This is a genomic window from Pseudoalteromonas luteoviolacea NCIMB 1944, from assembly GCF_001625565.1.
Lineage (GTDB): Bacteria > Pseudomonadota > Gammaproteobacteria > Enterobacterales > Alteromonadaceae > Pseudoalteromonas > Pseudoalteromonas luteoviolacea_F.
Genome location: NZ_AUXS01000097.1, coordinates 342,726 through 350,639 on the forward strand (window position 1 = coordinate 342,726; position 7,914 = coordinate 350,639).

Annotated in this window: 5 protein-coding genes; 1 reads left to right on the forward strand and 4 read right to left on the reverse strand. The window is 40.4% G+C overall.

Features of this window, described 5'->3' with window-relative positions; all coding sequences use genetic code 11:
• Nucleotides 1-4 precede the first annotated feature (4 nt).
• The 4 genes from N483_RS26440 to N483_RS26455 all read right to left on the reverse strand — a co-directional run bounded on the left by N483_RS26440 (nt 5) and on the right by N483_RS26455 (nt 6,302).
• Nucleotides 5-616: a LysE family translocator gene (locus N483_RS26440; RefSeq protein WP_023400565.1), complete on the reverse strand. Its 612-nt coding sequence runs from the start codon at nt 614-616 to the stop codon at nt 5-7.
• A 115-nt stretch (nt 617-731) separates the two neighbouring features.
• Nucleotides 732-1,163 (reverse strand): hypothetical protein, encoded by a 432-nt coding sequence (locus tag N483_RS26445; RefSeq protein ID WP_023400566.1) that lies wholly within the window; start codon nt 1,161-1,163, stop codon nt 732-734.
• On the reverse strand, nt 1,163-5,311 hold the full coding sequence (locus N483_RS26450) for an RHS repeat-associated core domain-containing protein (RefSeq protein ID WP_023400567.1): 4,149 nt from the start codon (nt 5,309-5,311) through the stop codon (nt 1,163-1,165). Before N483_RS26450 ends, N483_RS26445 begins: the two co-directional genes overlap by 1 nt.
• A gap of 10 nt (nt 5,312-5,321) precedes the next feature.
• Nucleotides 5,322-6,302 carry a Fic family protein gene (locus N483_RS26455; protein WP_023400568.1) on the reverse strand — a complete coding sequence of 327 codons (981 nt, stop codon included), beginning with the start codon at nt 6,300-6,302 and terminating at the stop codon, nt 5,322-5,324.
• Between the two features lie 495 nt (nt 6,303-6,797).
• On the opposite strand from N483_RS26455, the gene N483_RS26460 reads away from it, so the two are divergent.
• Nucleotides 6,798-7,709: a hypothetical protein gene (locus N483_RS26460; RefSeq protein ID WP_023400569.1), complete on the forward strand. Its 912-nt coding sequence runs from the start codon at nt 6,798-6,800 to the stop codon at nt 7,707-7,709.
• The last annotated feature ends 205 nt before the right edge of the window (nt 7,710-7,914 follow it).

The window sequence follows — 7,914 nt, forward strand, 5'->3', positions numbered from 1 at the left end:
CTGTTTATGTTCTGGTGGCAATCGTCACGCCTGAGGCGGACAGTAAACTACCTGCTAATTTGTTAAATATGTTCAAACGTTTTGAGTTTGAGACCAGCTTTTTGGCTTTGGCCGAGACATACGAATAACCTAAGTTAACAGAGCCAAATGCTAAGGTTGCGCAGGCAAAAATACCTAAAATATCTGCTGTGGAAATGGTCTTAAAATCGACAAATGCCGGAAACAGTGCAACATAAAAAATAATGGCTTTTGGATTGCTCATTGTAAGCAAAAAGCCAGTTAATATGTCCATATGGTGCTTATTGTTAGGAACGGTTTGCTCTGCCAGTGAAGGTTTTGAGAAAAATAAGTTGACGCCCATCCAAATTAAATAGCCCGCACAAAGATATTTTATAATCGCAAAAGCGTTCCCCATTGACTCTGCGATATATGCCAAACCAGAAACCGCCAATAAAATAAATACATAGTCAGCGAAAACGAGTCCTACGGTTATCGCTGCACCACGACGGAATCCTCCAGTCATTGAGGCTGTTGTTATTGCGATAACGGCAGGGCCGGGAATAATGCCAACAATGAACATGGCAAAGAAGAGGGCAATATAGCTTTCGATAGTCATGAATGGTCCTTGAATGCAAAACGGGTAGGTGATGCCAGTAGCATATCATAGTAGCAGTAAGAAATATTTCTCTTACTAAACAAGAAAGCCTAATAAGAGAAATAGATAGAAAGCCCTAAGGGGCTTTCTGTGTACCCAAATAATTGCTTAAATTTGTTATGCTCAAAGACTGTGTTCTACCATACAAGACACCTTTTTGGCTGTAGTCGAAGTTAATCTTAACTCTGTATTTAGTATGGATAGGTAAACACCCCAAAGACACATATTTGTTTCTTTCAATTTGGGTGTCTAAATACGTCGATGATATCAAGGTTCCATCACTTTGGTACATTTCAGCTGTGACCGTTAGCTCAGAATAAGCTTGATGTCGCTTTAAATGCAAAGGGGAGTCAATCTCAACAATAGAGCAAACAGAATTATATTTTGCCTCAAGTTTGGTAGCTGAAATACTAAACGCTTCGCTAAGCGCCAACTCAGTAGTTAGCTCCTGTGCAAAGGTTGCAAGTGACACAGTGGGGCCCACAATAATTAAAGCAATATTACGCATTATTGACCTTTATTTGGATTTAACGTTACCCATGAGCCACCGTTTGCCACGCCATGCGAACCATCAGGATAAATCTCGAACAGGTTGTTGGGAGCCGTTACGGGTTGTCCAGCTAAGTTGGCCAATTGCTGTGCAAAAGAAGCATCACCGCCTTTACCTGTTTCGCAAGCATATAGTTTAATTGGTTGTTTACCATCATATCCTTTCGATTTCATCAATGAAAGAAGCTGTGCAGGTGTGAGAGGCTTACCTATTTCATTAATTATTTGACCGGGGTTGCCATGTGCACCAATTGAGAAATCATTTGGACTGTTGTCAACATGTCTGAACATTGCTCGCCAATGTTTAGTTTGTGTCATTGGTACTAAGTTGATATCTGGATTTAACCCAAGTAAATCGGTAAATTTGACAGGGTTACCACCAACGTACACATAGGTGTTTATGCCACCAGACATACCAATTGGATCAGATTGAATATATCGGCCCGTTGTCGGGTCGTAGTATCGGTTAATGTTATACCAAAGCCCAGACTCCGTATCCAAGTATTGACCAGGAAAACCGAGGTTAAACTCGCCAATTGTGCTGTGTACAACAGTACGAGTGAAAGGCTCTAGATGGGCGCGCCATACAATGTTTTTTGCGCTATTTGTAACTACTTCAGGTCGGCCAAGGTGGTCATTGTGAATATAGTAAACCTGATTATTTTTCAACATCGCAACAGGCATACCAAATAGGTAGACATAGTTTACATTGCCATTCTCAGACAGCAGTCTTGACTCTGGTGTGTAAATAAAGTGAGTTTCTACACCCGAAGATTGCTTAATGGCTCTGATGCTATATGCATCATAGATATAATTCCCTTTGTTGCTGACACCTGTTAAGCGGCTTTGGATGTCATATTGATACGAGTTTTGGTTAATATAATTGAGACTTTGCGTCTTGATATTGCCATTCGCATCATAACTATATCTAACCGTGTTGGACCCTTTTGTGCGACTTAACAGTCTATTTGAACTACTTTGATAACGGTATGTTTCTAAAGTAGTACCTGAGTGGTTCACACTGGTTCGATTACCAGATTGATCATACCTGATGGAGGAGTGAGGTCGACCGTTTTTCAGTATATCTGTGAGTCTGCCTTTCGAGTAAGTATAGGTCCAATCATTTGTTGAATTGATGTGGTTATCTATGTGTGTGATTTCGCCCTTTTGGCTTGTATAAGTCAAAGATTGGACATTCGGCACCGTTATACTTCGAACTTGACCATTTGCGTAAGTCATATTTCTTGTCAGGCCGTTACCATATGTGAGCGATTTTAGGCCAAGGCTAGGTAATTTTGTGATGTTGCTCGCAATTGGGATACTGCGGCCATTTATTGTTGCGGTAATGCTAGATATACCGGCAGCGTTGTAAGTGTAGTTAGCTTTATTACCATTTGGGTAAGTTATTGAAGTGAGCCTGCCGTAGGCGTCATATTGCCATTTGGTCGTGTAGATTGCATTTCTGCTTCCACCATTTATGACCTTGCGCATTTCAATCAATTGATCAAAAGCATTATACGTTAGGGTTGTATTGCCTGATTTATCGGTATAACTTGTCGGCAGCTCTCTTGAATTTAACTGGTATGACTCAGATCCTCCGATAAATGATTTGGTTACTTTTTCACCTTGATTGATTTTGCTGTATTGAATATTGATGGTACCGAGTCCAGTGATTAGCTTTTTGAGTTTTTGACTCGGACTGTAGTACTCGTATGATACATTGCCTCGATCAGGGCTAGACTCTTTGAGCTCTTTACCAAAGCCATTGAGAGTGAAGCTGGTGAGTTGATTGTTGGCACCTCTAATGTAGTCGAGGCCGACAGTGTCATATCCATAAGTCATTGATGTATTTGTTACATCTACACTTTGTAAAGGCCTGCTAAATTCATCATAACTTAAGACATATTGCTGACCGTCAGCTTCGGTAAAACTAACAAGTCGGTCAATTTTGTCATATTTATATCGATTGTTATTGTTTCCTTCTGTCTTAGATATTAAACGACCAAGTTCATCATATGAATAGTAAATAGTGCGATAGGGGGCTGTACTGTTTTTATAGTAACGCACTGTTTTGGCGTTCCCCATATTGTCCAGCGTATATTTTATAGTTGAATTGTCCGCACTGTTACGCTCTTCAATTAGACGATAAGCACGGTCATAATAATAGGTGCGTTGAGTGCCGTTTGGTAAGGTCACATTTGTTAGCTTTCGCTTTTCATTGTAGCTATATTGAGTAATTCGGTTAATACCCGGACCTGTTTCTTTGACTGATTTAACATCTCCCCTAGGTGTATAGGTATAGGTTTTTACCAGACCCGACGGCAATGTTTCTTTGGTCAATCGGCCATTGGCATCGTAGGCGTTGAATGTGTGCGCAGTGCCAAACTGATCGTTTGTTGTGGTTAGTTGTCCTTTAGAATTATAGTTTTGCGTTGCGCTTTCTCCGCTGTCGTTAACTGATCGAACTTGGCGAATATTACCGTTGCTATAAAAAGAGTAAGAGTTATTGATTTCATAGGAGCGTATTGGCTCACCATCAGATCCAGTTGTCCTGAATGTTTCTTTTAGGACTTGGTTTTTGTCGTTATAAGTAAACTGTTTGATGAAGTTGGGGTTTTTCTCTTCCTTAATTAACCCTGAGTCCGCATGCCAAAGGTAGTGAGTTGTAAACGCATTGCTCGTACCATATGCTTGTGTTTTACGTTTTAGCTTGCCAGTTTTGTAGTCATAAAGGTAATCGGTTGTGATCCCCTCTTCATCAGTTACTTTTGAGACATGCCCTGAATTGTCATACCAGTATTTTTTAGTAGAAGCTGCGCAATTTGAAGTAGGCAAGCCGTTTTCAAGTTCTACGACTGGGGTCCCACTTTTGTGAAGGTTATCAATAGAATAGACACTCTTTCTACCTAGCGGGTTGGTTACGGTAACACCGTCTATCCCTTTGTTGTTTTTAGTATAGCTAAATGTGTACTTATCGATACCGCCATAATGGCTCGACTCAACGGCATGTTTGCCAATACCGCTGTCATATTTAAACCATGCATATTGTTTATTGTTATAAAAAACCCCTGTCAGGTCTTTATTACTGTCGTATTGATAGCTTGTGTTATTGCCATCAGGAAAAGACACTTTGGTGAGCAAACCCATAGAGTTATAACTATATTGATACGTTTGATTCAGTCCATCTTTAATCGTGTTTACACGGCCATTATTCCAAGTAAAAGTTAAACTAGAGCCTGAAGAGTGGGTGATTTTTGTAAAGTATCTGGATGAATTAGAGTAGTGAAACTGGTGGGAACGACCGTGTTCAAATTCAAGCTTGTCTAAGCGACCGTCCGATTTAAAGTAGGCCGTTAAGTTATCCGACATTTCGAGCTTAAATCCACTGGCGATTTTTTCGAGATATACGGTATCAGGAGATCTATCGAAATAGTAACCACCTGTGTTGTCTTTGACCATATGATAGTCATCACCAAAGTTATTGGCATGTGGCATATTAAGCTTCGCCGTATTAAACCGAGTAAACTCAACATGCATATCAAGTATAGATTTCCACCTTTTACCAAATATGCCTACTGTGATGCCATATCGGTCAACGCTTTTGTCGTAACTACGTTGAATAGATAAGGGAGAAAAATCACCACCTGTATAATCTGTAAACGTTTCGACTTTTTTACCCCATCTAAAGTCAATTGGGTTACCGCACAAGTTATCGTCGGAAGCATGGTCTTCGCCTTCATTTTGAGAGCCGTACGAGTCATAATCAATGGCTGGCCCAGTATCGATTGTGCGCATGAGTGCCATCATAACCTCAAGTTCGTTTTGGCGGCGCGCGGCGTCGGGATCCCCATATACAGTCATTCGATCGTGAATCGTTTCTAGAGACTCTCGAGCATGTGCATCATATGCTTCTTGATTCTCTTCGCATCCCCCAGTTGCATCAGATGAGTCGCAGTCGGTTGTTGATGCGTGGCTTTTACTCATGCCCCAGCCCCATCCAGCACTGATCAGGCTCTCATTGTCATCTAAAAACTCATCTGTCGGGTGCTCTTGCACACCACCTAATAAAATTGCACTACCGAGTAGTGCTTTACCTAATGTTTTCATAATATCCTTTTTACTTAAAAAGTAGTTTTTCAACATTCTTGTACAAATTAACCAGTGCAACATTGTGATATACAGGCTGCAAGGTTCGCTTTTTTATACGGCTTGGTTGCAAAATATTATATGAAACAAGCGTATTGATAGACTTACCAACATCATATATGGGTAAATCTAAAGTCTGAGATATATATGCTTGGGTAGTGATTGGCTGTTGCCAAAGGTGTTTAATGATAGAGATATCTACCGAATTCAAGGGAGTTAATAACGTTTGGGTATCGAGAATGTTTTTTGCGTTTTTTATTAACTCTAGGATTTTTTCTGTTGCAAAGTCTGACCAATCGTAAGCACGTTGCCAAAATTCTGTATTGGTTAGATAGGTTTTAGGGGAGGCTTTAAAGTTATGAGCTTCACCTATATATAATTCGTTTTCGCCGTGTTTATACCGATAAAGTGTGGCGGGTACCTGTATCCCCATTTTACGCTCTTGTGCAATATGAAAAGCACGGGCGACTCGGCCATTTGCATCTTGAAATGGGTGTATGGATAGCAATTCCATAAATGAATATACGTGCTGCAATGGCTGTAAATGACTGCTTGAGTTGTGGTCATCTACCAAATATGAAAGTGCTTGGTCGATCTCTTTCACAGAAGCGACTTCGGGGTATTTGGATGACGCTTTATCTGGGCCAATCCAGGATTCATTTTTTCTAAAACCACGAGTATCAGTGCCAGTTAGCGTGCTATGCGCTTCCAATAATGTGCTTTTTGACAACGCTAGATTTGAAAATAGCTCGACTGCATGAGAGAAGCGGTTAATCCTCATATCCAATAAAGCGCCTTCGGGGTAATCAAGCCCTAATCTTGCTAGTAAAAGTTCGGTACGGCTCACGTGTCTGAGTTGGCGCATTGAATCACCACCACATAAGTATCGAATACAAAACTCAGAGAGTGGGAAAGGATAAAACTCATAGTTAGTTTGGTTTGTAACTGGCAATTTATTTCCTTGTTTTTATTTTGAAATTTATTATTTATTTAATATCTTGTTCAAGAGAATATTTGTAACAAAATTATTTGTGGTATATGGCTATTTTAATTTATATAAATGGTGGTTTGTTAAATAAATGATAATGTGCTTTTGGTTTTATTGAGGGGCTAGGTTTGCTTATTCTGCTGTTCAATGCCGTAGATAAAGCTTTTGTGCTGGAGCTCCTTGTTTTAAAAGCTAATAAATATGTAATTTCAATGTTTGTTCAATTATAGGCCCTTGTCCAAGGGCCATAGAATAATCCTGCTTTTTTAAATTAACCCTCAAACTAAAAATATGGTGCGGTTATTGCTGAGTATTACTTCTAAATAAGAGGTTACCACCTTACTTTACAGCCTTCGTGCAATAACAAGAGCACTAAAGTTTGGTTTCTATTACTTGATTTTGGAGTCTTTGAGGCGGTGATAAGCCATTTAACAGTGCAGACATCAAAAGGAGATGACAATGCAGGTTTCAAATACAAACAGCACGCAGTATAGCTATCGACCCAATACTGCAAATAAAGCACAAACCACTCAAGGTGAATTTAAACTAGATGAGTCAGGTGCGAACTCTGCTAAAGGTATCGATGTCAGGGGTAAGGCCAATCTTATTTACCTGCTTGAGAAGAAGGATATCGTACAGCTTTCGAAAGATGAGGTGAGCTGGCTAGCAGATATTAAAGAGTCTTTCATGTCAGTGCAGGAGACTGAAAACTATTTCAAGTCAAATGGCCAGAAAAAGGAAATGAATGCCATCATATATGTCGAAGGTAATGTTGTATCTTATCAGACTCAAGACGGCGGTGTGTATTACACAGATAGTAAAGCGGAAGAAATTTTCCGCAAAGCGGGGTTTGATGCTGAAAAAGTGAAGGGGCTAGTGAAAGAAATGTATCCAGATGGTGCCAAGGTGCAATTTTTTGAGGCAGGTGAGGGACCTTCAAATGCACAACTGTTTGAACAGATGCATGGCTATTCATACAACGAGTTTGTTAGAAAACAAGTAGATAGCTTAAAGCAGTCAGAGCTTAATCAACAGTTGCAACAAGAAAAATACTATCGAAGTAAAGTTCTGTTTGAGCAATCACCTCAAACCGAGATTTTCAGTGTGGGTGGTCAAGTAGTCGCGAGCCGTGGCGAAAATGGCTATATAGATGTGGGCCAGCACTTGTTGGCGCAGGCGGATGCAAGGGGTATTAAAAGGAGCGAGCTAAAAGAGATATTCACAGTATCACCTGAGCGCACTGCTGCACAATATCAGGCATTGCTTCAAGATGTTTTCGGCGATGAGGTTACACTTCAATCATTTCACTTAGGTGATGCTCCTACTCGTGCCGAAGTTAAGTTGATGCAGGCTAATAATAGCTCTGTTTAAAAAGTGTAAGCCGCTTAAGTTTCTATAGTAATTCAAACATGGATCCTGAAACAAGTTCAGGATGACGAACTTTGGGTCAGGAGGGGGGTCTCTGGTTCATGGCAACGGTTTTTGGTGTAGGTGAGGGCCTGTCGTATGGGAATGGCACAGCTTAAGGAGTGTCACAGCTGCCAAGGCTGTCATTGTGGGCTTGCCCCGCAATCCA

Bases quoted from the DNA above. Each gene is read 5' to 3' on its own strand.
- N483_RS26440 (WP_023400565.1), bottom strand. From the start codon at position 616: ATGACTATCGAAAGCTATATTGCCCTCTTCTTTGCCATGTTCATTGTT.
- N483_RS26445 (WP_023400566.1), bottom strand. From the start codon at position 1,163: ATGCGTAATATTGCTTTAATTATTGTGGGCCCCACTGTGTCACTTGCA.
- N483_RS26450 (WP_023400567.1), bottom strand. From the start codon at position 5,311: ATGAAAACATTAGGTAAAGCACTACTCGGTAGTGCAATTTTATTAGGT.
- N483_RS26460 (WP_023400569.1), top strand. From the start codon at position 6,798: ATGCAGGTTTCAAATACAAACAGCACGCAGTATAGCTATCGACCCAAT.